This is a genomic window from Paenibacillus sp. J2R1T-4 (assembly GCF_059692235.1).
In genome coordinates this window covers 22,639-43,094 of the sequence record NZ_JCAUBA010000003.1, presented here as the reverse complement: position 1 = coordinate 43,094, position 20,456 = coordinate 22,639, and the positions used below count along the sequence as shown (strand labels likewise).

Annotated in this window: 21 protein-coding genes; 12 read left to right on the top strand and 9 right to left on the bottom strand. The window is 46.0% G+C overall.

From position 1 onward, the window contains the following. The first annotated feature begins 110 nt into the window (after positions 1–110). Positions 111–2,252 carry a hypothetical protein gene (locus AC58QD_RS07160; protein WP_497331507.1) on the top strand — a complete coding sequence of 714 codons (2,142 nt, stop codon included), beginning with the start codon at positions 111–113 and terminating at the stop codon, positions 2,250–2,252. A gap of 116 nt (positions 2,253–2,368) precedes the next feature. Here the strand turns inward: AC58QD_RS07160 and AC58QD_RS07155 are convergent, their stop codons facing one another. Both AC58QD_RS07155 and AC58QD_RS07150 read right to left on the bottom strand, forming a co-directional pair. Beyond that, positions 2,369–2,953, bottom strand: a complete 585-nt coding sequence (locus AC58QD_RS07155) for a Uma2 family endonuclease (protein ID WP_497331505.1) — start codon at positions 2,951–2,953, stop codon at positions 2,369–2,371. Between the two features lie 74 nt (positions 2,954–3,027). Next, complete coding sequence (locus tag AC58QD_RS07150) at positions 3,028–3,762, bottom strand: Crp/Fnr family transcriptional regulator (protein WP_497331503.1); 735 nt, start codon at positions 3,760–3,762, stop codon at positions 3,028–3,030. Between the two features lie 274 nt (positions 3,763–4,036). Between AC58QD_RS07150 and AC58QD_RS07145 the strand changes: the two genes are divergently transcribed. The 4 genes from AC58QD_RS07145 to hmpA all read left to right on the top strand — a co-directional run bounded on the left by AC58QD_RS07145 (position 4,037) and on the right by hmpA (position 7,681). Continuing rightward, the gene (locus AC58QD_RS07145; protein WP_497331501.1) at positions 4,037–4,498 is read left to right on the top strand and encodes a GAF domain-containing protein; all 462 of its coding nucleotides are present in this window, start codon (positions 4,037–4,039) and stop codon (positions 4,496–4,498) included. Positions 4,499–4,568: 70 nt separating this feature from the next. Next, positions 4,569–5,222, top strand: coding sequence for a response regulator transcription factor (locus AC58QD_RS07140; RefSeq protein ID WP_497331499.1), 654 nt, complete (start codon positions 4,569–4,571; stop codon positions 5,220–5,222). Beyond that, a complete protein-coding gene (locus AC58QD_RS07135; RefSeq protein WP_497331497.1) occupies positions 5,215–6,237 on the top strand; it encodes a PAS domain-containing sensor histidine kinase in 1,023 nt (340 codons plus the stop codon). The genes AC58QD_RS07140 and AC58QD_RS07135 overlap by 8 nt, the downstream gene beginning before the upstream one ends. A gap of 193 nt (positions 6,238–6,430) precedes the next feature. After that, a complete protein-coding gene (gene hmpA / locus AC58QD_RS07130; protein ID WP_497331495.1) occupies positions 6,431–7,681 on the top strand; it encodes an NO-inducible flavohemoprotein in 1,251 nt (416 codons plus the stop codon). Between the two features lie 91 nt (positions 7,682–7,772). Here hmpA and AC58QD_RS07125 read toward each other — a convergent pair whose 3' ends face one another. Then, complete coding sequence (locus AC58QD_RS07125; protein ID WP_497331493.1) at positions 7,773–8,759, bottom strand: multicopper oxidase domain-containing protein; 987 nt, start codon at positions 8,757–8,759, stop codon at positions 7,773–7,775. 331 nt (positions 8,760–9,090) lie between these two features. Here AC58QD_RS07125 and AC58QD_RS07120 point away from each other — a divergent pair, with 331 nt between their 5' ends. From AC58QD_RS07120 to AC58QD_RS07110, 3 genes are all read left to right on the top strand, one after another. Then, positions 9,091–10,203, top strand: coding sequence for a TIGR04053 family radical SAM/SPASM domain-containing protein (locus AC58QD_RS07120; RefSeq protein WP_497331491.1), 1,113 nt, complete (start codon positions 9,091–9,093; stop codon positions 10,201–10,203). Between the two features lie 18 nt (positions 10,204–10,221). After that, entirely contained in the window at positions 10,222–12,513 is a 2,292-nt protein-coding gene (locus AC58QD_RS07115; protein ID WP_497331489.1) for a nitric-oxide reductase large subunit, read from the top strand. Positions 12,514–12,597: 84 nt separating this feature from the next. Next, on the top strand, positions 12,598–13,827 hold the full coding sequence (locus tag AC58QD_RS07110; protein ID WP_497331487.1) for a hypothetical protein: 1,230 nt from the start codon (positions 12,598–12,600) through the stop codon (positions 13,825–13,827). Positions 13,828–13,840: 13 nt separating this feature from the next. Here the strand turns inward: AC58QD_RS07110 and AC58QD_RS07105 are convergent, their stop codons facing one another. From AC58QD_RS07105 to AC58QD_RS07080, 6 genes are all read right to left on the bottom strand, one after another. Beyond that, positions 13,841–14,527 (bottom strand): Crp/Fnr family transcriptional regulator, encoded by a 687-nt coding sequence (locus tag AC58QD_RS07105; protein ID WP_497331485.1) that lies wholly within the window; start codon positions 14,525–14,527, stop codon positions 13,841–13,843. A gap of 75 nt (positions 14,528–14,602) precedes the next feature. Continuing rightward, a complete protein-coding gene (locus AC58QD_RS07100; protein WP_497331483.1) occupies positions 14,603–14,893 on the bottom strand; it encodes a metal-sulfur cluster assembly factor in 291 nt (96 codons plus the stop codon). 26 nt (positions 14,894–14,919) lie between these two features. Continuing rightward, on the bottom strand, positions 14,920–16,152 hold the full coding sequence (locus tag AC58QD_RS07095) for a hypothetical protein (RefSeq protein WP_497331481.1): 1,233 nt from the start codon (positions 16,150–16,152) through the stop codon (positions 14,920–14,922). A 14-nt stretch (positions 16,153–16,166) separates the two neighbouring features. Further along, on the bottom strand, positions 16,167–16,700 hold the full coding sequence (locus tag AC58QD_RS07090) for a DUF2249 domain-containing protein (RefSeq protein ID WP_497331479.1): 534 nt from the start codon (positions 16,698–16,700) through the stop codon (positions 16,167–16,169). A 27-nt stretch (positions 16,701–16,727) separates the two neighbouring features. After that, a complete protein-coding gene (locus AC58QD_RS07085; RefSeq protein ID WP_497331478.1) occupies positions 16,728–17,051 on the bottom strand; it encodes a hypothetical protein in 324 nt (107 codons plus the stop codon). Positions 17,052–17,104: 53 nt separating this feature from the next. Continuing rightward, positions 17,105–17,338 carry a DUF2249 domain-containing protein gene (locus AC58QD_RS07080; protein WP_497331476.1) on the bottom strand — a complete coding sequence of 78 codons (234 nt, stop codon included), beginning with the start codon at positions 17,336–17,338 and terminating at the stop codon, positions 17,105–17,107. A gap of 129 nt (positions 17,339–17,467) precedes the next feature. Between AC58QD_RS07080 and hemY the strand changes: the two genes are divergently transcribed. The 4 genes from hemY (at position 17,468) to lpdD (ending at position 20,453) form a co-directional block, all read left to right on the top strand. Next, the gene (gene hemY / locus AC58QD_RS07075) at positions 17,468–18,904 is read left to right on the top strand and encodes a protoporphyrinogen oxidase (protein ID WP_497331474.1); all 1,437 of its coding nucleotides are present in this window, start codon (positions 17,468–17,470) and stop codon (positions 18,902–18,904) included. Positions 18,905–19,002: 98 nt separating this feature from the next. Next, positions 19,003–19,716: an iron-sulfur cluster repair di-iron protein gene (ric, locus tag AC58QD_RS07070; RefSeq protein WP_497331472.1), complete on the top strand. Its 714-nt coding sequence runs from the start codon at positions 19,003–19,005 to the stop codon at positions 19,714–19,716. 72 nt (positions 19,717–19,788) lie between these two features. Continuing rightward, positions 19,789–20,079, top strand: coding sequence for a CGCGG family putative rSAM-modified RiPP protein (locus AC58QD_RS07065; protein WP_497331470.1), 291 nt, complete (start codon positions 19,789–19,791; stop codon positions 20,077–20,079). Between the two features lie 14 nt (positions 20,080–20,093). Continuing rightward, on the top strand, positions 20,094–20,453 hold the full coding sequence (gene lpdD / locus AC58QD_RS07060; protein ID WP_497331468.1) for a prenylated flavin chaperone LpdD: 360 nt from the start codon (positions 20,094–20,096) through the stop codon (positions 20,451–20,453). The last annotated feature ends 3 nt before the right edge of the window (positions 20,454–20,456 follow it).

Below are 20,456 nucleotides of genomic sequence, written 5' to 3'. Positions count from 1 at the left end.
ATAAAATAATACATATTCGTATCCCTATTTATATATCATTATGGACATAGCAGGTTATTTTGTATATAATCTTAATTAATTATATATAATTTATACGGAGGAATCACAAAATGGAACAAAAATATGAATTCCGTAAACGTTTGGAAGTCGTACATAAGCCTGACCGCCGTGATTCAGCACTTCAGCCTACTGACAGTGAAATGGAATTCGATGATAACTGGCACATTGTGTGCAGCCAATCATCAGACGCAGCCGTCATGCATGTGGCTAAGGATTTGCAGGATTATTTGTTCGTCAGTATGGGTATCTCCGTTCGGTTGAAAAGAACGTCTACTCTGCGAGAGGTTATGTCTCAATCCAACAATATTATCGTTCTCGCTACTCGGGAAGAGCTTCCGGAGCAGGGGGCTTCCCTGACCGATCCCCGCAGCTACCGGATTACGGTCGAGAAGAGCCGAATCGTTGTATGCGGATACGATGCAAGGGGTGTAGGGCAAGGAAGCTATTTTCTCGAAGACTTGATGAATTTAAGGGAGGCGCCATTTCTTGAGGTGGGGGAAACGATTCGCAAGCCGATATTTTCCCCGCGAATGGTCCATTCTGGCTGGGGGCTTGATCACTTCCCTGACGCGCATTTGAATGCTATGGCGCATTCAGGCATCGATGCGATCCTTATATTCGTCGAGGATGTAGACAAAACTCCTTACGGATATTTGGATTTCAATCATTTGGTAGATCGGGCGGAGCTGCACGGACTGGATGTGTACATGTACAGCTATTTGGTTAGCCGCAAACACCCTGATGAACCAGATGCTGAATCCTATTATGACAATACTTACGGCAAAGTGCTAAAAGCGTGCCCGCGATTCAAAGGTGTCATTCTAGTAGGGGAATCTTGTGAATTTCCGAGCAAAGACCCGAATACGACGGGCATGCTTCGGTTGGAATGGCCGAAGGATCAGCCTCAGACGAAGCCAAGTCCGGGCTGGTGGCCTTGCACGGACTATCCGCAGTGGCTCAATATGCTGAAGAAAGTAATAAGGAAACACAATGCAGAAGCCGAAATCGTGTTTTGGACCTATAACTGGGGCTGGGCACCGGAAGAAGACCGACTTAAGCTGATTCGGAGCATTCCTGAAGACATTACGTTGCAGGTAACCTTTGAGATGTTCGAACCGATCCAACATGAGCATGTGACCCATATATGTGTGGACTATACGGCCTCTTTCGTAGGACCAGGTCAATACTTTAGCAGTGAAGCTCAGGTTGCTCGTGAACGCGGATTGAAGCTGTATACGATGGCTAATACAGGTGGACTCACTTGGGATATCGGTGTCATACCATATGAACCGATTCCTTTCCAGTGGGCGAGAAGGCACGCAGCCTTGCTTAAGGCCAATGAGGATTGGGGACTGTCGGGTTTGATGGATTCTCATCATTTCGGCTGGTGGCCATCTTTTGTCAGCGATTTGACCAAATGGACGTATTGGCAGCCGAGTCCACCGATACAACAATCCTACGAAGCGGTCGCGCGCCGGGATTACAGCGAGGAGGCTGTTCCTCACGTGCTGGAGGCTTGGGAACATTGGAGTGAAGGCATTCGCCACTATATCCCTACGAACGAAGACCAGTATGGACCTTTTCGGGTTGGCCCTTCTTATCCGATGGTGTTCAAAAAGAGGATGTTCGAGCAGGATCTGCAAATTCCGTCTTCCTGGCATGCGATGTTCGGTAGTAGGATAGCTCTTACAAACTACGAGCCTGCAGACAGTGTACACCAATCGCTAGGTATATCCCGTTTTGAAGTGGAAATCCGCAGTCTGGAGCAAATGCTCGCCCGCTGGAATCAAGGCAATCTAAGCCTGGAGCAAGCAATAGAGCTGACACCCGAGCGAAAACGAGCAGAGGCCGATCGATTGCTGGGCATGAACCGCTTCATCGTACATACCGTGCAGACGGTCATCCATTTGAAGCAGTGGTGGCTGCTCAAGCAACGGTTATTTACAGAACCGAACCCGCAGCGGGGAAATGCTATTCTTGACGAATTGACCGAACTAGCCGAGCAAGAGATTGCGAATGCTGAGGCGACGATTCCGCTTGTGGAAGCCGATTCTCGTCTTGGTTGGGAACCAAGCATGGACTATATGACAGATCCTGAACATATCCGTTGGAAAATCGCCCAAGTACGCTCGGTAATAGACAAAGATATCGCCGACTATCGCAAGTCGCTAGCCAATACGATGGGACTTTAAAATATTAACAACAAAAAAGATCGCCATGGATAGTCATTTTCCTGGCGGTCTTTTTGTTGGTGATTAAAAGAGTAGGAACGTTTCGCAGCATACAGAAAGACGCAGGACGGGGCCGTTCAAGTTACAGTTTCACCCAGATCCTCAAGCGGAAAAATCGCATTCAGATCGATTGAAACACATGGAAAAAGCGGGGATGTTAGCTTATGTGGCTCTGTGAGCGTGGCAATCAGACGGTATTCTCCATCTATAAGCATGAACTGATCAACAGTTCGGTAAGCAGGATCGAAGAGCCAATACTCTTTCACGCCGAAACGCTCGAACATGGCTTTCTTCACGGTTTTGTCCTTGCCTCCGGTGCTCTTGGACAGTACTTCGATAACCAGATCGGGAGCGCCGTACACGAAGCCGTCGCGAATGATGGAACGATTCTCGTTCGCGATGTAGATGAGATCGGGCTGAGCAAGGTTATCCTCATCAAAGTGCACGTCCATCGGAGCAAATATGATTTCCCCGTCGAGATGGCAAGTCGCATGCAAGCCCAGGTACAGATTAGCTACAATTTTCTGATGTACAAATTTGGGGGACGGCGAGAGATCGTAACGTATACCGTTAATGATCTCATACCTTTCTGGAATGATGTCGTAGTAGGATGGATGTTCTTTAATAATGGGCTTCGATTTCGGCTTGGTGCTGTTGCTCATGGTGACAACCACCTCCAAGGATTCGCATTTTAATATCCTTATTGTACCACAGATTAACCTTCATCCATGTTTTTCTACACCCGGCATAATTCCTTCGGACAGCTTTCACATTTACAAATATTACGCAAATAATTCATGTCCTTAATCAAAATCGTTCCGTTGTGGATGAGGATTGCTTCTTCCTTGCGCATATCACTGAGCATCCGATTTACACTTTCCCGTGTAGCGCCTATCATCTCTGCCATTTCCGAATTGGTGATCGTCTTGTTGAGTTTAATCCCGTCTCCGCATGGAACCCCGTAAGAATTAGACAGACGGATCAGCAGCGAACATAAGGCGCCCGATTTCCCGTAGAGCAGTAGATCGCGAAATTTAGTTTGAGTCATCCGATGGGTCATTCCCATCCATTTCATGAACTCAATGGCGAGGTCCCCGTGTTGCCAGAGCAGTATTTCCAAGTCTTTCTGTTGGATAATGCCAAATTCGGAATCTTCTAAGACTTCTGCGTTGAAGGTCTGCGTGGCTTGTTGGAAGGCGTTGATTTGTCCGAACATATCGCCAGTATAATGGGTATAAAGCGTAATTTTATTCCCGCTATTGGTTGTTTTCGTTAATTTAACTCGACCCTTTTTGACGTAATAAAGATAATCCGCCGGATCACCGTCCCAGAACAAATAGGACTCAGCCTTCACCGTTTTGGTATACATGATACCCTTAAGCTTCTCAAGATTATCTGGCGTGAAAAAAGCGGAAATTCCGTCCTCAACTTTTCCTTCTGCAAGCTTTGGTTGTTCATATTTAATGGCCATCCCACTCATCTCCCCGATCGTGCTTATATCCTTATCATAACTTTTACCTGCGTGAAAAGGTATCAGAGGAACCCCCCATCTTTGCAGAGGGAAATCCCCGATTCGGGTGTGAGAAATGTCACAGCGATCTAGGGGAAATCCCCTGTTCCATTACATAATCTGATCGTTTCCACTGAAGTACCCTGATCCCTTTTCAGGGAATTCCCCGACATACAAACGAACCTCGGAAGCTTTACAATATAAATAAAGCGATAACCTGGGGGGGGGGGAGACTGTGAGGGATTCGACGACTGAGGCGATAAGCAATCAGATTCATCATATCATGCATTTTTCACACAGTGACTTTGCAGCTCTAGCTCTCCCTGACAAGGACGGACGGACGTACAGATGGCATTATGTGAGCGGGAATATGAATCATCGTTATAAGCAAATGCTTGTGAAACGAGGCAAAGGGTTGCCGGGCTTGGCTCTAGTCTTCGGCCGGTGCATAACCCAAGATCTCAGGTCGGCCGGAAGTAACGAACTGAAGATCGACTGTCCTCTGATGCTAGCAGAAGGCCTTCAAGCAGCGGCAGCTATTCCCATTCTTGCAACAAACGATTATTGTGGCGTGCTGATTATTGGAACACGTCAAGCCTATAGTTATACAGCAAACGATCTGAGCTACCTTCAAGAGTGCGCCAAAGAACTTGCTCTTCTGATGGAGGCAGACAATTCCAAAATTCAACAATTATGAATCTCATTATGTGGGATTCTTTTTAATTTGATATTATAGAAGGATAAGAAGGTCCAATTGGAGGAAGAACATGATAAAGATATGTATTGTTGATGATCATGCAATGGTACGATCCGGGCTTAAGATGCTGTTGAACGACAAGGAAGATTTAAGTGTGATCGGAGAGGCATCGGAAGGAAATGAAGCGATTCTTATGGCTCAGCAGCTTCAGCCTGATGTCGTGTTGATGGATCTTAGCATGCCTCATGGCAAAGACGGTCTTTCTGCTACAAAGGAATTAAAGCAGCTTTTGCCTAATACTAGCGTTCTGATTTTGACGATGCATGATGATGATGAATATTTATTCCAAGGTATCCACGCGGGGGCATCCGGGTACATCCTTAAAAGTGCTCCCCATGAAGAATTATTAACCGCGATCCGATTAGTAGCTGCTGGAAATGCTTATTTGTATCCAACGGCGACCAAGCGGCTAATGCGAGAATATATGGATCGTGCGCACACGGGTGAGAGCGGCAGTTCACTCGAACCGTTATCGGAGAGGGAAAAAGAGGTTGTCTCTTTTGTCGCAAAAGGATATAGCAACAAAGAAATAGCCGACCAGCTCATCATCAGTGTAAAGACGGTGGAGTCCCATAAGGCCAATGTGATGGAGAAGCTAGGGCTGAAGACAAGACCGGATCTCGTTAAATATGCGATGAAAAAGGGGCTGTTGAATTTTGAATAACCCTCGTTGGGAGCATACACAGATCCAACTGGCTGATCTTAAATTCGCCCTGGATGAGTCTTCGATCGTGGCCGTAACAGACCGGAAGGGCCTGATTCTATATATAAACGATAAGTTTTGCCAAATATCCAAGTATAACCGTGAAGAACTCATGGGAAAAGACCACCGAATCATTAATTCGGGTCACCATAGCAAAGCTTTCATGAAGGATTTGTGGAGTACGATATCTTCAGGCAAGGTGTGGCGAGGAGATATCAAGAATCGTGCGAAAGACGGCAGCTATTATTGGGTGAATACAACAATTGTGCCTTTTCTCGACGAGGAAGGGAACCCGTATCAATATTTGGCTATTCGCAATGAAGTGACTGAGCTTAAGCGGGTAGAGGAAGAGCTCAAACAAATGATGAAGCAGGTCATGAATATTCAAGAAGAAGAGCGGAGGCGGTTCTCGCGCGAGCTGCACGACGGGATCGGACAGAGCTTGTTCTCGCTGCTCATACAGATGGATCGGCTGATCAATCTGGAAGTCCACCCCGAGCTCAGCAATATCCGGACTCATGTTTCGAACATCATTGAGGATGTCCGTAGTCTCGCATGGGAGCTTCGGCCTTCTGTACTGGATGACCTGGGTGTAGTACCTGCTATTCGAACTTATATTGAGAATTATACCGAGCATTATGGGATCCAGGTTAAGATCGATACGAATCTGCGCCGCAGGCTGAGTGCTCAAGTAGAAACGACGATATATCGGACCATACAGGAAGCACTAACCAACATTGGCAAATATGCAGACGTAGATGAAGCTCAGATTAAACTCTATGATAGTCAAGACCAGATCGAGGTGCGGATTCAGGATAAGGGTAAAGGATTTCTGCGGGATACGAGTACCAAAGGGGTTGGTTTATTCAGTATGGAGGAGCGTACCCGTGTGATAGGCGGGCAATTAATCATTCATTCGGAGCTCGGGCAGGGAACGGAAATTGTACTGACTATTCCTAATAATAAACAACTCTAATCATAGCGAAGAGGCACAAGCATTTCCTGGAGGAAATGACTTGTGCCTCTTCAGCTATAATCCCTTTACTGTTGTGAGAAAATATTCCTTCTTTATATCGTCACTTTTAGTGTGATCTTAATCACAGATCGAGGTGTGAGGTTAGAATACCATTAAAGTTGTTAAAGACATATAAAAGGGAGAGAAATACTACATGCTAAGTCACAAAACGATTGAAATTATTAAGTCTACGGTTCCCGTGCTTCAAACTCATGGTACGGCCATTACGACCCGGTTTTATGAAAGGCTGTTCGAGAGCCACCCCGAATTGCTCCATATATTTAACCACGCTAATCAGAAGCAAGGTAAACAGCAGGCGGCTCTGTCCAATAGTATTTATGCGGCAGCGGCCCATATTGACAGACTGGAGGCCATATTACCAGTAGTACAACAAATTGCCCACAAGCATAGAAGCCTGGGAATTAAAGCAGAGCATTATCCTATTGTCGGGGAAAATTTATTGCTTGCCATCAAAGAAGTATTGGGCGATGCGGCTACTGACGAGATTATTCAGGCGTGGAGTGAGGCGTACGGTGTAATTGCCGATGTATTTATCAGCGTAGAAAAAGAAATGTATAACAAAGCTGAACAACAAGATGGGGGCTGGGAAGGATTCAGGAACTTCGTCGTCTTTAAAAAGGTGAAAGAGAGTGAGGTCATAACATCATTTTATCTCAAACCGGAGGACGGAAAAGCCATTTCAATGTATAAAGCTGGCCAATATATCACACTAAAAATTGAAAACAACGGTGAGTATACACAACTGCGTCAATATAGCTTATCGGATGCGCCTGGGAAAGATTACTATCGAATCAGTGTGAAGCGAGAGGACGAACTTCAAGATAAACCTCAAGGCTGCGTATCCAGTTTCTTGCATCAGCATATTCAAGAGGGGGATAGGATTCAAGTAAGCGCACCAGCTGGAGATTTTGTGTTGGATACGGATAAACACATTCCAGTTGTATTGTTGAGTGGAGGCGTTGGGATCACCCCAATGGTAAGCATGTTAAACACGGTCATTGAACTACAGCCTGAACGACAGGTGACATTCGTGCATGCTGCGATAAACAGCAGGTATCATGCGCTTCATGAAGAAGTAGCCCAAAAGGCGCTTGAGAATATAAATGTGAACCAATATATATGCTATGAATCACCAACTGAAGAAGATCGCGTAAAGCATAATTTCGATAAAGAAGGTTATATTGATTTGGGCTGGCTTCAGTCGATCGTGCCGTCGAAAACAGCAGATTTTTATTTCTGTGGTCCATTCCCCTTTATGAAGGCCATAAACAGTGCTTTGAAGAAATGGGGCGTTCCGAGTGAGAATATTCACTATGAATTTTTCGGACCAATGGGTGAACTGGAGGAAAAGGAACAGCAGAATCAAGAGCTTCAATACACCTAAGAAGGCGTCAGTTGACTAACTGGAAGCGGCTGTGCAGGAGTAATTCCATACACAGCCGCTTTTTCAATTCACTTGGGATTGATTCCAGTTGCTAATGACCCATAGAATGCTCTCCAGTATCCTTACCATCTTTGGTTACCCGCAGGATGGCAACGGCTCCTTTGGAAGCATGATCGAACTGGTGGGTAACAATCGGATAGTCGCCTTCCTCTGTTACGGTAAATTCTACAACAGCACCGCCGCTTGCCGGGAGCATCACGGTTTGTAGTCCGTACAGCACGTTTTTAGGGTTGCCGTCTACATATACCCGGTCCATCAGAGTTCCCACGACGTGGAATGAGCTGATTTCATTTGGGCCCACATTGTTGATATAGAGGCGCACTTTGTCTCCGACCTTCGCAAGTAATGGCTTCTCTTTCAGGGTGAAATCATCCCCGTTAAAGACGACATATTCAGGTTCTTCATTCAGGAACGCTTCAAGATCATTTTCTTTGTACCATTCGCTTTGCACAAGTGTATATTGTTGGTCAATCTCCGAATCTGTCGGATAGCCGTTCGCCGGTTCGACAATGATTACTCCATACATACCGTTCGCGATATGCGCTAGCACCGGCTTTGTTCCGCAGTGATACATGAATACACCTGGATTGTTGGCCGGATAGGTGAACGTGCCTTGCTCATTCGGCATAACGTCTATAAATTTCTTGCTTGGCGCAGCATGGACAGCATGGAAATCCATCGAGTGCGGAATGGCCGGGTCGATATTTTTCAGCGTGAAGGTAATGGTATCACCTTCTTGAACACGAAGGACTGGACCCGGAACAGTACCGTTGAATGTCCAGGCGTTGTAGAATACGCCGGACGAAATTTCTACATCGGTTACCTGTGCGGTCATTTCGATATTTACTTTTTTTCCGTCTCTTGTGACAATCGGCTCCACTGGAGGCTGGTTGATTTTTTGAACAACTGGGGTCAGATCGGCCTTTGAGTTCTCATTTATAGGGGCAGTCGAGCTGCAACCTGCAAGAAGAATGGTCAGAGTGGCCAATAAACATGCGCTTTTTTTCAGTTTTGACATACGAATCATCGCTCCTTTTTGTGTGAAATAATTCACAACCGACAGGAAAAATAACGCATCCCCATCAGTGAAGTCTGATTCGGAATGCTTGCCTTCCCTGCTAGCGGGGAATCGATTTTTCCGTATTCGGTTATTGTTTACACCCTTATGATACGACTACAGCAAAGGGGCAAATGTGATTTGGAACACGTTTATGACGGTGTCAACATTTCGTAACAATTGATAGTTATTGAGAATGTTTCTCTATGGGTGTGATGCGCCTCACAGTATGTGCTTTCTATCTTCATTAAGATGGATGTAGTTTTTCAGTTATGAAGAGAGGAGGACATGTATGATATCTGGTACACAAGAAAGAGATTATCACGTAAACCCGTTCATCGTCATTTGGGAGGTTACCCGAGCCTGCGCTTTGAAATGTCTGCACTGCAGGGCTGAAGCACAGTACAAGGCAGATCCACGTCAGCTATCTTACGAAGAGGGCAAGAAGCTGATTGATGAAATCGCCAAGATGGATAATCCGTTATTCGTCTTAACCGGTGGAGATCCTTTGATGCGACCCGATTTATTCGAATTAGTCAAATATGCAATAGAAGAGAACAACCTTCCTGTTTCTATGACACCCAGTGCTACTCCGAAGGTCACACGTGAAGCGATTCAGAAGGCAAAGGAGGTTGGATTATCGCGTTGGGCGTTTAGTCTGGATGGGTCTTGTGCAGAGATCCATGATCATTTTCGCGGTACAAAGGGATCCTTTGATCTTACGATGAGGGGCATCGAGCATTTAAAGGAGCTACACATTCCTGTTCAGGTGAATACAACGGTCTCGAAGTATAACCTTAACGATCTTGAAGCCATTGCCGAGAAGGTCAAGGAGATGGGGGCCGTACTCTGGAGTACATTCTTCCTCGTGCCTACGGGACGCGGGATGGAGAAGGATATGATAACGCCCGAACAGCATGAAGAGGTCATGAAATGGTTATGTCAAATCCAGCAGAAAATGCCCTATGGAGTCAAAGCAACGGAAGCGCCGCATTACCGGAGAGTATTTCTCCAAGAGAAACAGCGTTTAGGTCAGAACATCGCTTCGACTGAAATGAAACGCACAGATCTGCTCGGACGGGCACCAAAAGGTGTAAATGACGGTGATGGGTTTGTCTTTATAAGCCACACCGGGGATGTATATCCAAGTGGATTCTTGCCCGTAATTTGCGGTAACGTCCGGGAGCAGCCTCTCGTAGAAATATATCAGAATTCCCCGGTTATGAAGCAACTGCGAGACAAGTCGTTGCTGAAGGGGAAATGTGGGGTTTGTGAGTTTAAGGAGATATGCGGCGGTTCGAGGGCAAGAGCCTATGCCATTACAGGTGATTATCTGGAAAGTGATCCTTACTGTGCTTATGTGCCTAAAGCGTTCCAAGGTACCGAATTAGCACAGCGAAATTAACATTAGGGGATGAAACGTATGTCGTATAAAAAATTGTGGATTTCATTAGCATTCGTCTTTCTCGCTTCATTTGCCATTCTGCTGTACTACGGTGGTGAGATTTATCAGGAAAAGCCGCCCATTCCTGATCGGGTCGTCACTGAATCAGGGCAAGTCGTGTACACAGGTCAAGATATTCAGGAAGGTCAAAATATTTGGCAGCGCATGGGCGGTCAGGAGGTCGGCAGTATATGGGGCCATGGCTCCTATGTAGCGCCGGACTGGTCGGCGGATTGGCTGCACCGCGAACTGGTCTGGATTCTGGACAAATGGGCAGGAGAGAAATACAAGGCCTCCTACGATCAACTGCCCGTGGAAAAGCAAGCGGAATTACAGGCTTTGCTGAAAAAGGAGATCCGAACCAATACTTTTAACAAGGAAAAGAACGCAATTGTGATCTCTAACGTAAGAGCGGGAGCGATCCAGGCGGTAAGCGGTCATTATGACAAGGTATTCGGAAATGATCCAAGCATGGCGGAATATCGCGAGCAAATTGCGGTTCCTGCCGATACAATTGCAAGCGCTGAGGATCGCCGCAAAATATCCGCTTTCTTCTTCTGGACATCGTGGTCCACTTCGACGAACCGTCTAGGATCGGATATCACTTATACGAATAATTGGCCTGGAGAGCCACTGATCGATAACGTGCCGACAAGCTCGGCGGTGATGTGGTCGATCGTGAGTGTCATATTATTGATAGCCGGGGTAGGGGCGTTAGCGTGGTACTTTGCGGTACAAAGAGGAAAAGAGGCGCATGAGGAAGAATCGTCTCCAGAGAAAGATCCTCTCCTTGCCATTAAAGCGACGCCATCCATGAAAGCTACATTGAAATATTTCTGGATCGTCACTGCCCTCATTGTCGTTCAAGTCGGGCTTGGCGCACTCACTGCGCACTATGCGGTAGAGGGCAATGGGTTCTATGGCATTCCGCTCGCGGACTGGTTCCCCTATTCCGTTACTAGAACCTGGCATCAGCAGCTGGCCATTTTCTGGATTGCAACAGCTTGGCTTGCCACAGGACTATACATCGGCCCGGCAATATCTGGACATGAGCCGAAATATCAGCGCTTTGGAGTAAATTTCTTGTTTATTTGCCTGCTGATCATTGTGGTGGGGTCCATGGTTGGGGAATGGGCCGCTGTGAAAGGCTATATTGGAAGTTTATCGCATAACTTTTATTTTGGGCATCAAGGGTTTGAATATGTTGATCTGGGGAGAGCTTGGCAAATCTTCCTTGCTGTGGGGCTGTTCTTATGGTTCTTTCTTATGGCGAGAGCAATCTGGCCTGCGATCAAGAAGAAAAGCGAGAGTCGTCATTTACTAGTGTTGTTCCTGATCGCTTCAGTTGCCATCCCAGTGTTTTACATGCCGGGTTTGATGTGGGGACAAAATACGCACCTGTCGATATCGACGTATTGGCGTTGGTGGGTGGTCCATCTATGGGTTGAAGGATTCTTCGAAGTATTTGCCGCTGTTGTCATTGCGTTCTTGTTCTCGCGAATGGGCTTGATTCGTACGGCCACGGCAACAGCATCCGTCCTATTCTCAACGATCATCTTCCTGTTCGGGGGGATCATCGGAACGTTCCACCATCTGTATTTCGCAGGAACTCCTATAGGCGTATTGGCGTTCGGGGCGTCCTTCAGCGCACTGGAGGTTGTACCGCTGCTATTGATCGGATTCGAAGCGTATGAGAATTTGAGATACGGGCGTGCCAAGGCATGGGTAGAACGCTACAAATGGCCCATTTACTTTTTTGTGGCGGTATCGTTCTGGAACCTGCTTGGCGCCGGGGTATTCGGCTTCCTGATTAACCCGCCAATTGCACTGTATTATATGCAGGGACTCAATACAACACCGCTGCACGCGCACACCGCTCTCTTCGGGGTATATGGCATGCTTGGGATCGGGTTAATGATGTTCTGTCTGCGCGGTTTATCGGGAGAGAAGCCATGGAAGACCAAATTGCTTCGCTTCTCCTTCTGGTCCATGAATATCGGTCTTCTCACGATGGGAGTAACGAGCTTGCTGCCAGTCGGTATTCTACAGACGCTGGCGAGCATGGAGCATGGGATGTGGTATGCGCGCTCCGCTGAATTCCTCCATCAGAGCGTAATGCAAAATTTAGTTTGGTTCCGTGCTGTCGGGGATACGATTTTTGCCGCGGGGATTGTTGGACTTGTCTGGTTTGTGATCGGATTAAAGACTGGAAAATCATTCATATCCAGTCCCGCGTCATCGATCCCTACGGGCAAAATGATTCAAAAATAAGCCTGTTAAAGGAGATGCTGCTGATCTGTCATGGCAGCATTCTTCTTTATATCAAGCTAATAAAAGGTAAGGAGGGCGAGAGCTATGCCAACGGGTTGGATTCGACTTACCGTTATTTATTTATTTGTCACAGCTGCTGCAGGCGTCCTGATGAGGAGTATGGCACTCTTTCCTTTTCCCGTGATCGATTATGAGAACATTCTCCATGCCCATTCTCATTTGGCGCTGTTAGGCTGGGGCTATATGGCATTGTTCCTGTTATTTCTTGCTCACTTCTTTAAGGAAACGGAACGACAACGGCTGCATGTCAAGGTTCTGTTTTGGTTGACCCAGATTACTGTTATTGGAATGTTCATTTCCTTTAGTCTGCAGGGATATGCATTATTTTCAATCGCATTCTCCACGATCCAGCTCTTTCTCTCGTATTGGTTTGCCGTTCTGGTCTGGGGGAGGCTGAACCAAAGGGCAATTGAAGCTCAAGGAAGATCAGTTTCCGTTCTCTTTGCCAAAGGCAGCCTGGTCTGTCTTGTACTATCTTCCTTGGGGCCTTGGAGCTTGGCATTGTTAAGTGCTAATCACTGGAAAGAAACTCCACTGTATGATGCAGCCATCTACTTCTACTTGCATTTTCAGTATAACGGATGGTTTCTGCTTGGACTTCTTGCTGTATTACTGCGTATTTTGGAGACAAGGGGCATCTCATACGATGCGAAGTTGATGAAGCTTCAGTTAAGATTGTATGCGTGGTCCCTGCTGCCTGCCTTTCTTTTATCTGTGCTATGGATCGAAATGAATGGGATCTGGCATGGGATAGCAGCTGTTGCCGGCATACTGCAATGGGTCGCAATTATAGTGTTATGTAGGGTTCTGTATCGTGTGCGAGGTGGTGTAAGGCAAGTCTTTCAAGGCTGGTCGAGAAGGCTGCTTGAACTATCGATTGGTACCGTACTCGTAAAAACTACTATGGAACTTGGCGTTCTTATACCGAAGCTAGACGTCCTTATATACGAATCTAGAAGTATCGTGGTAGGGTATTTGCATCTTACGTTGCTCGGATTTGTCAGCTTTTTAAGCTTGTCCCTTTTTCTTCAGCAAGGCTGGTTGAGTGAGAAGAGTTGGGCTTCCCAATTCGGATACGGACTTTTCCTGATTTTCTTTGTTGTGAACGAGTTGGTTTTGTTTGTGCAAGGTTTATTCGATTGGACGGGGGCAGGTGCGGTGGCATATGCGCAGGAATGGTTATGGGCAGCAAGCATCGGAATGGCCGTTGGAATAGGTCTGCTTGGGATGAGGGGGGGCTGGGGGCACAAGTAATGGAATCCCCCAATTACTTGTGCGACCAGTTTTTCAAAGCTTCAAAATCACGGATAATAAAGCCGTCACGATGGGGCTCCAGGATATCTTCCTTACGGAGCTGGTTAATTAAACGATTCACAGTTTCCCTGGTTGTTCCGATCACATTGGCGAACTCCTGGTGGGTCATCGGTAAATGAATATGAATGTGGCCGTCTTTGGCCGTTCCATAGTTCTCCGCTAGCTTTAAGAGGAATGACAACCCTCTGTCCTGCACATCATGCCCCGTTAATTGCTGCAACTTTTCTTGAAGCTCCTTGATTTTTTCACTCATTACCCTCATTACTTTAATAGCGATCATCGGTGTATCTGTTAAAAGTTGATCAAACGAGCGGACTGGTATCGCAAGTAAGCGGGTGTCCACGATAGCTTCGGCTGTAGCTGGATAGGGGTTAGAATTGAAGAAGCCGGTATGTGGGAACATATCCCCGGTTTTGAGGAAGGAAACGATATGCTCATTCCCATTTTCGTCTGTTTTGAAAGTCTTGACGAGTCCATCCTGAATGAAGAACACAGCTTCCTTGTCACTGCCTTCCGTGAAGATGATGGTTCTCTTCCGCTGAAATCTCTGAATGGAGATGCCCCAGACTCGCTCCAGCTCCTCGTTCGTCAACTCTCGAAAGATAGGAACCAGCCGCAAAATTTCGATATTCTCAGCCATAGTTTAACTCCCTTCATATGTAAGAGAAAATCCCTCAGAACAAGTATATCTGTTTTGAAGGATTAGATACAGTCTCTAGAAGTATCCCAAATACTCCTTGGCTTCGTCGGTCATTTGCTCCGGTGACCATGGGGGGGACCAGACGACGTCAACCTTAACCGTGTGAACTTCAGGCAATTCCTTCAACGCTCTCTCTACGCCTCCGACAATCGTATCATGCATGGGACATCCAGGTGTCGTTAGCGTCATTCGTATGTTAACATTCCCTTCTTCCATACTGATTTCATAGACAAGACCCAAATCAACGATATTGACACCGAGCTCGGGGTCGTAGACCTGTTTTAACGTTTCCCTTATTATATCCATAAGCTTTTATCTCCTCCTTTTATTGCTTATCGCGTGAATACTCTGCCAATTAAGCTGATATAACCCAGGGAGCCTAACGATAATGCGCAGCCGCCGATCGAGATAAGCAAGGGTAGATGTAGACCTATTCCTATTAACACAACAACTAGCGAAACACTAATTACCGCTAACCCGATATTAACTTTGCGATCATCGATTAGCTGTGCCATTGTAGGGATTTTTGTTTTTCCGACTTGGGGCCCATACTTGTGTGTCCACCATAAGAACGGGGCAATTTTGGATAAATACCCCAATATCGTGATAGCAACCCAGCCCCATAAATAAGCCCATCCTAGCAGGACAATGATGTTCGATTGAAACATCTGATCAGGTATAAAGATAAACACCAGTAGAGCAGCAATACCAGCAATCATAAGGGCTCTTGCGGACATCACTGCCCACACAATACCCGTACCGGGCTTTGGCTTATGCCGATGTTTATAAATTTGAGAGAGATGGATGTTATAAGCTGCGAATGCCAGCACGATTAACAATAGCCCGAATCCTTTCAACGACAAGGACCAATCAAATAGGAAGGATAAGGCTCCCGCCCACACGCCTGCATTCCATAAAACAAGTGTAACTTTTTGCATAGTAGTGGGAAATTGGTGGGATAAATAAAACATAGGCATCATTTTATAGCTGAATCCTGTAATCAGCAATCCGAACCAGCCCATCATACCGAACCAAATATGCGCGCCGAACAACTGTTCATGGAAGCTGCCCCACTGATTGAAGCGGAAATTAAGTCCCATAGCCATTCCAGTCAACCCAGTTAGGGTTAGATAACCAACTGCACAAGCCGCGCTAATCGTAATTGCGTTCCATTGCGATGCGCGAAGCAAGGTCACAGCTATATTCCATGCAAACAGGAGTATGCCGATGAATGCTAACGTGGCGAAACAGGCGATCCAGGCCACACGCGCAGCTTGGAAACCGATTAGCAAGCCGAACGTTCCGACAGTGAAGAAGCCATAATGGAAGAAACCAAGCTTTTCACTGTAAATTTTCGACTGAAGGACCACATTAATGAGCTGATAAACGGCACCCATCGCAATCATGGTGGCCCAACCTAGCACAAGTAGATGGATTCGGGACCATCCTACTGGATTTCTAGGATGATCGCCGATCCAACTGGCAAGATCGAATAAGGTCAGGGACTGAAACAGCACGAAGCTGACAATCCCTGTGATAATAAATAGAAACGGCAGCCGGAACATAGGGCATGCCCCCTTTACTTCTTGTGGATCGCAACTCGAGCTGAACCATCTAGCTGATCGGTAACTTCATAGCTATAACCCAATGCGTTCAGCTCCTCGATGAGGAACATAGGTACCCGGTCATTGTGAATGATTACCGTATCACCAGGCTCTGCTTTCTCCAGTTTTTTCAATGTTCGGATCATCGGCTGAGGCGGTTCCAATCCTCGGTTATCCAGCTCATAGGTATGCCCACTCTTCTGATTGTTGAATTCAGTCTCATCGTGAACTGCGGGACCCTCTAATAATGATTTTTCCTCAAGCTTCTTCTGACTTTTGTGTTTGAACGTAACGGTCCAGTGATCGGACTCTAACTGCTCTACCTCATAAACATACCCTTTTGTTTTCATTAATCCCAGTAAAGGTGTAGGTTTAAAGGTTGCGTGCAAGAGGAAAGTATCTGCTTTGGTTAATGTCTTCACAGTATCCATAATGAGCTGGAACGGTTCAAGCTTTTTGCGTAAATGCGGTCGAACATCCAATTCAACCATTCGTGTAACATGCCCCACGGTCAGTCCTCCTTCCCATTCCTTCTCTTAGTGCAACGTTTTTAGGGCTTCCTTATATAACCCGGCCATTCCACCGTAAAGAGCATAGAAGAACGAATCAGGAGCATCCAAGGAGAAGGAAGTATAGTTTTTGGGATCGATCTCGAGCATTTTCTCGAATAACGCAGCGCTGTCATAGGCATAAAAACAGAAATACGTATACTCGAATTCCGGCATTTTTTCGTAAATGGTAATAATTTCACCGGCATAGGTTTTCAAATCGTTTGAAGCTTCTTGAATCATAAACGTTGCATCATCCAGATCTACGGATATTTTAATCGTCTTTTCGTCCACAATTTCAATGAATGCCATATTCGACTCCTTTCTCAACATTTGCGAAGTAAATGTACCTCGAAAGCATATTCTTATAATTTTCCGATTTTCACCTTGAAGACATTCGGACCTTGCTCTACATATTCCCATGTGAATGAACCTGCATGCATAGATTGGAACTGAAAACGTAACGGTTGAGGGTCATGATCATTAATAAGCAACATTGCCTCCGAAGGCTTCAAACCGTTAAACGTCTCAAAAATAACCTTATGCTTTAAATGTGGGGGATACTCCGTCGCGTTCACCGTTGCAGCAAATGAATTCATCCTTTTATTCCTCCTTGAGAATGTTTATCAGGCACATCTACATTATAAAATAACCAAATAGAGGTACTTGTGATTTGAATCACAATCAAGGAATTTTTTTTGGGTTATTCTATTGATTGGAGGTGTCTTATGGGAGATCTGCGCAAAAGGATTACAATCGTGGGTGGAGGAATTGCTGGATTAAGCGCTGCATTTTACACGAAAAAGTTTTTTGAGGAGCAGCGTATACCGGTTGATATTACGATCATAGAGAAAAGCAATGAGCTTGGGGGGAAAATACGCACCCTCCATCGCGATGGTTTTATTATTGAAAAAGGACCCGACTCATTCATGGCTCGGAAGCTGCCTGTACTAACCTTGACACGGGAGCTTGGCCTCGAGGATGAACTAACGGCCACGAATCCTCGGGCGAAAACCAACTATATATTGCACAAAGGGCGGCTTCACAGAATGCCATTGGGACTTGTTCTGGGCATCCCTACTGAAGTGACACCTTTTATGAGAACAGGATTAATATCCCCGGTCGGAAAAATCCGCGCAGCCTTCGATTTAATCCTGCCTAGAAAGAAGGAAGTTACGGATGAATCCTTGGGCGGTTTTATTAAACGTCGATTGGGTAAAGAGGTTCTTGAGAATATAACGGAACCTCTGTTAGCAGGTATTTATGCCGGGGATACACAACGCTTAAGTCTTAAAGCAACGTTTCCGCAATTTCACGAAATGGAACAAAAGCACCGCAGCCTAATACTAGGCATGTTGTCCGGAAAAACAAGGACTCATCTTGAAGGGCTGCCGGAGATTGCTAGAAAAAGTATGTTCCTGACATACAAGCGCGGGTTGGTTACATTAGTTGACAGCTTGAAGGAAGCGTTAAAGTCCTTGGAGATTATCACGGGGCAAGGCGTTACTGGAATTACAAGGGGGGAGCAAGGATATAGGTTAAGTCTTGATAATGGAGTGGGGCTTCATGCGGACGGTGTGATCCTTGCTCAGCCAACCTACCATACGGCCAAGCTATTCCCGGATCTTCCCGCATTAAAGTGGCTGGAGCAAATTCCTTATGTTTCGGTTGCCAATATTGTTCTAGCCTATAAGCAGGAGGATATCAAACTCCCGTTAGACGGCTCTGGATTCGTTGTACCTCGTAGCGAGGGACGTACCATTACAGCTTGCACCTGGACATCGTCGAAATGGCTGCATACGGCACCCCGAGGAAAAGTGCTGTTGCGAACCTATGTAGGCCGAGCCGGATCGCAGGAATGGGTCCAATTAACGGACCAGCAGCTGCTCTCCCAAGTACGCAAGGATTTGCAAGAAACAATGGGCATATCAGCGGAACCTATATTCCACGAGATCACTAGATTGCAACAATCGATGCCGCAATATCCGGTTGGACACGTGGAGCAGTTAAGGATGATAAGGGAAGAACTGACTCACCATAGACCGGGAATACTGCTTTGTGGCGCAGGCTATCAAGGAGTCGGGATTCCAGACTGCATTCATCAGGGGAAAAAGGCTGCCGAACAGATGATGGATTATATCAAATCGATTGCTGTGGAAGCGTGATTTGTATCACAACAAGGTGAGAGATTTGAAACTATACTTGATGTAGAGCGAGAGCTTGCAAAAGATTTGTGATGTGTAAACTTAAGGAGGTAGTTTCTATGGAATGCAGGTTTGATGGTTCAGAGAAAATCGGGGAGATCGTATCGACTTTTCCGGGTGCGAGCAATCTGTTCAAGGAGTACAATATTGACTTTTGCTGCGGTGGGAATCGGTCCTTGCTATCCGTTCTTCGCGAGCAGAATACGAATGAAGGACCATTCCTAGAAGTACTCAATGAGATGTATCTGGAGGCGAAGAGAATAAGCTCTGATCGAGATGTGGATTGGCGTGAATCTTCTAATACGGAGCTCATCAATTATGTTTTGAACACCCATCATGCTTATCTGCAAAAAGAACTTCCGTTGCTAAGTGAATTTGCCACCAAAATTCTTCGTGTTCACGGACCTGCACAAGGGGATATGCTTTCGAAGCTGCATAGGCTCTTTCATCAAATGAAGATGGAGCTCGAACAGCATATAATCATTGAGGAAGAGGTTGTCTTCCCTCTCATTAAGCAATATGATGAAAATCCATCTCAAGCCCTGTTGAATCAAGTCATAGATACAATAGACGAGCTTGAAGCTGATCATAGTAAAGTAGGCGATATACTTCGAGAAATGAGAGCCGTAACACATGACTATGATTTGCCAGGCTGGGCATGTCGAACATATACACTAACCTTTCAAAAGCTAGTGGAGCTCGAGTCTGATTTGTTCCAACATATTCATCTTGAGAATAACATCATGTTTACCCGCCTTGCTAATGCTGGTTAACCACACAAAGAAAGGAGCCAAATTAGATATTGGCTCCTTTTTAACGGAAATTAGGAAATGAGGTGCGGAACAATGGAGCATAAGGTTCAAGTAATGAAGACAAACGACTGGTCGATGAACTTAGAGGATTCCTATTTCGAACAAAATTACGATGAACTTCTCGAAACGGCGATCGAAGCTGTTAGAAGCACTACCCCCGGATTTTATGTCAATTTGGTCACTCCCGGGAATCTAGGGAATCCGGAACAGGGGTTTATTTCGAATTTGACCCGTCGATTACTGGAGGATAACATCACCGTGCAGAACATTCGATATATCGATGAATGCGGCTGTGGCGGACATGTTACCAGAGTGTATAGATAACGGGGGGAAGCATAATGATGTCGAAAATGAATGAATCGAAAGGGTCGGATACGATTGAAATCCGATCCTTTACCATGGGGCAGGACTTGGTGTTCCTGGTTACTGGTGGAACAGCTCACATTGGTGCGACGGCAACGGCTTATATGTCGGACGATCAGATCGTTCGTGCTGAAGTTATTACGCTGCCTGGCCACCGCGAAGGTGAGTTAGCCGCCGAGCTCGCAAAGATGGCAGTCTGTGCGCTTGACCGTACAGTTGCCATACTTGTGGGTATTCATCTGGATCAACCGTCCAAGCAGGACATTGAAGATGTCATTGCTGAAGCGAGAATGAAAATGAGGCAGGTTCTCGCTCAATGGAAGGACCGGAATTGAACC

What these genes read in the sequence shown, in the direction of transcription:
- AC58QD_RS07160 (WP_497331507.1), top strand. Translation starts at nt 111, where the DNA reads ATGGAACAAAAATATGAATTCCGTAAACGTTTGGAAGTCGTACATAAG.
- AC58QD_RS07155 (WP_497331505.1), bottom strand. Translation starts at nt 2,953, where the DNA reads ATGAGCAACAGCACCAAGCCGAAATCGAAGCCCATTATTAAAGAACAT.
- AC58QD_RS07150 (WP_497331503.1), bottom strand. Translation starts at nt 3,762, where the DNA reads ATGGCCATTAAATATGAACAACCAAAGCTTGCAGAAGGAAAAGTTGAG.
- AC58QD_RS07140 (WP_497331499.1), top strand. Translation starts at nt 4,569, where the DNA reads ATGATAAAGATATGTATTGTTGATGATCATGCAATGGTACGATCCGGG.
- hmpA (WP_497331495.1), top strand. Translation starts at nt 6,431, where the DNA reads ATGCTAAGTCACAAAACGATTGAAATTATTAAGTCTACGGTTCCCGTG.
- AC58QD_RS07125 (WP_497331493.1), bottom strand. Translation starts at nt 8,759, where the DNA reads ATGTCAAAACTGAAAAAAAGCGCATGTTTATTGGCCACTCTGACCATT.
- AC58QD_RS07120 (WP_497331491.1), top strand. Translation starts at nt 9,091, where the DNA reads ATGATATCTGGTACACAAGAAAGAGATTATCACGTAAACCCGTTCATC.
- AC58QD_RS07115 (WP_497331489.1), top strand. Translation starts at nt 10,222, where the DNA reads ATGTCGTATAAAAAATTGTGGATTTCATTAGCATTCGTCTTTCTCGCT.
- AC58QD_RS07110 (WP_497331487.1), top strand. Translation starts at nt 12,598, where the DNA reads ATGCCAACGGGTTGGATTCGACTTACCGTTATTTATTTATTTGTCACA.
- AC58QD_RS07105 (WP_497331485.1), bottom strand. Translation starts at nt 14,527, where the DNA reads ATGGCTGAGAATATCGAAATTTTGCGGCTGGTTCCTATCTTTCGAGAG.
- AC58QD_RS07100 (WP_497331483.1), bottom strand. Translation starts at nt 14,893, where the DNA reads ATGGATATAATAAGGGAAACGTTAAAACAGGTCTACGACCCCGAGCTC.
- AC58QD_RS07095 (WP_497331481.1), bottom strand. Translation starts at nt 16,152, where the DNA reads ATGTTCCGGCTGCCGTTTCTATTTATTATCACAGGGATTGTCAGCTTC.
- AC58QD_RS07085 (WP_497331478.1), bottom strand. Translation starts at nt 17,051, where the DNA reads ATGGCATTCATTGAAATTGTGGACGAAAAGACGATTAAAATATCCGTA.
- AC58QD_RS07080 (WP_497331476.1), bottom strand. Translation starts at nt 17,338, where the DNA reads ATGAATTCATTTGCTGCAACGGTGAACGCGACGGAGTATCCCCCACAT.
- hemY (WP_497331474.1), top strand. Translation starts at nt 17,468, where the DNA reads ATGGGAGATCTGCGCAAAAGGATTACAATCGTGGGTGGAGGAATTGCT.
- ric (WP_497331472.1), top strand. Translation starts at nt 19,003, where the DNA reads ATGGAATGCAGGTTTGATGGTTCAGAGAAAATCGGGGAGATCGTATCG.
- AC58QD_RS07065 (WP_497331470.1), top strand. Translation starts at nt 19,789, where the DNA reads ATGGAGCATAAGGTTCAAGTAATGAAGACAAACGACTGGTCGATGAAC.
- lpdD (WP_497331468.1), top strand. Translation starts at nt 20,094, where the DNA reads ATGATGTCGAAAATGAATGAATCGAAAGGGTCGGATACGATTGAAATC.